The 3,981-nt window shown below is 63.7% G+C and carries 4 protein-coding genes and 1 pseudogene; 2 read left to right on the top strand and 3 right to left on the bottom strand.

Going from position 1 to position 3,981, the window contains the following annotated elements:
- The first annotated feature begins 317 nt into the window (after positions 1-317).
- Complete coding sequence (locus tag JCM25156_RS10480) at positions 318-1,613, top strand: DUF6056 family protein (protein ID WP_034959321.1); 1,296 nt, start codon at positions 318-320, stop codon at positions 1,611-1,613.
- 132 nt (positions 1,614-1,745) lie between these two features.
- Positions 1,746-1,934, top strand: a complete 189-nt coding sequence (locus tag JCM25156_RS10475) for a hypothetical protein (protein WP_025813044.1) — start codon at positions 1,746-1,748, stop codon at positions 1,932-1,934.
- A gap of 78 nt (positions 1,935-2,012) precedes the next feature.
- On the opposite strand, the gene JCM25156_RS10470 is transcribed toward JCM25156_RS10475, so the two are convergent.
- The 3 genes and pseudogenes from JCM25156_RS10470 to JCM25156_RS23440 all read right to left on the bottom strand — a co-directional run.
- Entirely contained in the window at positions 2,013-2,309 is a 297-nt protein-coding gene (locus JCM25156_RS10470; protein ID WP_025813043.1) for a hypothetical protein, read from the bottom strand.
- 97 nt (positions 2,310-2,406) lie between these two features.
- Positions 2,407-3,440, bottom strand: a pseudogene (gene adhP / locus JCM25156_RS10465) (alcohol dehydrogenase AdhP).
- Between the two features lie 150 nt (positions 3,441-3,590).
- On the bottom strand, positions 3,591-3,981 hold a 391-nt coding region (locus JCM25156_RS23440; RefSeq protein ID WP_034959319.1), incomplete at its 5' end, for a PLP-dependent transferase.

Below are 3,981 nucleotides of genomic sequence, written 5' to 3'. Positions count from 1 at the left end.
GCGGACCACCTGCCCGTTCCGGGCGGCAGGGGCGGTCGCGCTGGCGGGCGCATCCTTAAGGGAGGCGGATGAAGTCGCAGGCTGTAACACGTTACTCTGATCCCCTGGGTCTGCGGCGCCATGCCGGGCCGGTATATCGGCTCAGGCTCATGTCATAGACGATGCTACAGCCTCCCATCCATGACACAACCCCGCCAGCGGATGGATCGGGACGCATTATTTTTTCCGTCTGGGCGCGGGCATGGTATGGCGAGAACCGGACCGGAAGGGGCCAAGCATTCCATGAACCATCCCCGCGTATCGCCGCCCCCCGCTTCATGCCCGGAGAATGGCCGGGCCTGGCGCTGTGTTCGGCTTTCCTGCTGTGGGCCAACCTGATCACCCCGCTCTGGGCGGATGATTACTGCCGGACCATGCCGCCCCATATCGGCACCATCCTGCGCATCGTATGGGGCAATTACAATTTCTGGACCGGGCGGTGGTTCACCACGCTCATCACCTTCCTGTTTCTCGACCTGCATCATTATGGCTCCCTGATCGTCTTCGCGGTGGTGAATACGGCGGTCTTCGCCTTTCTGGTGCATGTGGTGCTGCATATGTGCCGCAACGCCGTGGGCGACGCGCCCACGCCCGATACCCGCACGGGACTGGCGCAGTGCCTGCTGGTGTTTCTCATGCTGTGGTGGCTGCCCCGCACGATTGGCGAGGTCGCGCTATGGAAAACCGGCGCCATTGGCTATCTGTGGCCCGTAGCGGGGGAAATGTGGGTGCTGGCGCGCGTTCTCTCGCACCGCACGCACATGAATGCGGCGCAATACATCGCTGTTTTCCTGATCGCGACGTTTCTTGAACCCCTCTCCGCGCTGCTTGCGCTGATCCTGCTGGGAAGCTGCGTACTGGCATGGAAACACGCGCGCCCCATTCCGTGGGCGCTGCTGTGCAGCCATGGCGCGGGCATGGTGATGCTGGGGCTGGCGCCGGGCAATTACGTACGCGCGCGTACCCTGCCTCCCAGCCCCCTGCCCGACCGGCTGGATGGCCTGCTGGGCAATACCGGCAGCCTGTTCGATCCATTCTGGATTCCCTTCGTGCTGGTGATCGGGACGGGCCTGTTCATGGGCCGGCGGCGGCTTTCCCTGCCGCGCTGCCTGCGGGCGGGCCATGGCTGGGTGTTCGCGGCGCTGGCCCTGATCTACATGGTGTTCCTGCTCATGTTCCCGCGTGCGGCCATGGCGGCGCGGGTGTCCTATCCCGCCAGCGTGCTGCTGGCCTGCTATCTGGCCTGCCTGCTGTTTTCATGCCCGCTGAACCCGGCCTTCCGGGCGGTGCTGGCCGTCTCCTGCGTGGGGCTGACCGCCATGCATATGGCCATTGTCATTCCCGACCTGACCCGTCTGGCCCGCATAAGCCATGACTGGGTGGCCAGCACGCGCGCGCAGGTGGCGCGGGACCAGCCCGTGGTGCTGCCGCGCGTAACCATGGGGCCACGGCACAAACTGCTTTATGTACGCAAGGACATCATATTCGTCGGGATCAACCCGGACCCGCACAGCATGCTGACCGCGTGCTTCGCACGGGCCATGGGGGCATCCTCTGTCCGGTCAGTGCCCTGAGCGGCGCGCACCCGTGCCGCGCCGGTCCAAAATCAAGGGCGATGAGGGAGCGGCAGGCATGCAGGCCGCCCGGTTGTCATGACAGGGTGCATCTTCCATCGTGGCGCGCAGATTTAATCAGGAGATCATGACATGAGCCGTGAACCCAACGACACCATCCATGCCGCCCTCATCCACGCCGCCGCGATCCTGACCGCCGCGAAAAAGGAAGTCATGGAAAAGGCTTCGCCCGATGAGGTGAAGAAGCATTTCAAGACCTTCCTGCACGCGATCGAAAGCGGCTGGCGGGAACATGAATCGGCGGATCACCATCATTCCTGATCCGCTCCGGTCATGACATGAAAAAAGGGAGGCACGCGCTGTGCCTCCCTTTTTTTGCAGATGATCTGAAACGGCGTCCTAACGGTGGCCGGTAAAGAACTGGCTCATGTCGCCTTTTGTCTCGTGCCCCCATTTGTCCAGCTTCCTGCCGGTCCTGTCGCCCCAGTTCTTGGCGCTACCGGCGGCCTGATCGGTCTTTTCACCTGCTTCGTGGGCTTTTTCGCTGGTGGCGCGCCCGGTTTCATGGGCCTTGAGGCGCACCTCGCATTCCGCATGGTCGGTTACACCGTCACATGGATCGGCCAAGACCGGTGTCAGCATCGCCATGTTCAGACCGACCGCACATAGCCCCGCCAGAATCACCGTTTTTTTCATGATATCCGTACCCGTCCTCTGTTCATGAGAGCGACATGACGGACAGGCCGCCATGCCGTAACCTGAAACAGAACGCCACAAGGGGGCCGGGGTTGCCTCATGCCCCGTTGCGGAAGTCCAGCACGACGCGGCCATGCACATGCCCATGTTCGAGATTGTCGAAAATGGTGTTGATGTTTTCCAGCTTGTCGGTGCTGACCACGGTCGAGACCTTGCCGTCGGTGAAGAAGGACAGCGCCTCGATCATGTCGAGCCGGGTGCCGACAATCGACCCGCGCACGGTGGTGCCGTTCATCACCATGTCAAAGATCGACAGCGGGAAATCCCCCGGCGGCAGGCCGTTCAGCACCACGGTCCCGCCACGGCGCGCAAAGCCGATGGCCTGGCTGAACGCCTTGTCGGACACGGCGGTCACCAGCACGCCATGCGTGCCGCCGGTCTGCTTCTGGATGTAGGCGACGGGGTCTTCCTTGAGCGCGTTCACGGTCACGCGCGCGCCCAGCTTGCGCGCTTCATCCAGCTTGTCTTCGCTAATATCAACGGCGGCCACGTTCAGTCCCATGGCCACGGCGTACTGGATGGCCATCTGCCCCAGTCCGCCCGCGCCGGAAATGGCCACCCATTCCCCCGCGCGCGTATCGGTCATCTTGAGGCCCTTGTACACCGTCAGCCCCGCGCACAGCACCGGGGCCGTGCGGATGGGGTCAATGTCCTTGGGCAGGTGCGCGACATAATTCGGGTCGGCCACCACATATTCGGCAAAGCAGCCATTCACGGAATAGCCGGTGTCCTCCTGCTTCGCGCACAGCGTCTCCCACCCGCCCAGGCAGTGTTCGCAATGCCCGCAGGCGGAGTACAGCCACGGCACGCCCACCACGTCGCCCGTCTTGACCCAACTGACATTGGAGCCGACCTCAACCACATGGCCGATTCCCTCATGCCCGGGAATAAAGGGCGGGTTGGGCTTGGAGGGCCAGTCACCACGCGCGGCGTGCAGGTCGGTATGGCAGACGCCGCAGGCATCGACCTTGACCAGAATCTGGTTCGGCCTGATCTGCGGAATATCGAGTTCCTCAATCGTCAGCGGCTTGCCGAATTCCCGCACCACCGCCGCTTCATCTTTCCAGCCATCTTGCACCTTCAGTTCCAGTATCATCGCCCTGCAACACAGGGCTGTCGTTCCCCGCCCACCCGGACACCCCGCCAGGGGAGAAACCGGGGGCCGGGTATCTCTTCAACACTACGTGTCCCATTCCCGCCCTTGGGCGGCCTTGATCTACGTCAGGCTCCGGCACGCCTGTCACGGGCGGCAGCCATACGCCCAAGCCCGCGCTCCAGATCGGCCACCAGGCTGTCACCTGATTCCAGCCCGATATGAAAACGGCAGGCCGGCCCGCCCTGCGTGACCGAGGCGCATGAGCGCGAGATACTGCCCGTTGTGGGCAGCACAAGGCTTTCATACCCCCCCCACGACGCCCCGATGCCGAACAGGGTCAGGCTGTCGATCATCGCGGTCATGTCCGCCTCGTCGAACGCGGGATCGAACACGACGCCAAACAGGGACGACGCGCCACGGAAATCGCGCTTCCAGTTCTCATGCCCCGGGCAGGACGGAAGCGCGGGATGCAGCACGCGGCGCACCTCGGGCCGGTCATGCAGCCACAGCGCCACG

Source organism: Komagataeibacter kakiaceti JCM 25156, assembly GCF_000613305.1.
This window is presented reverse-complemented; position numbering and strand designations above follow the sequence as displayed.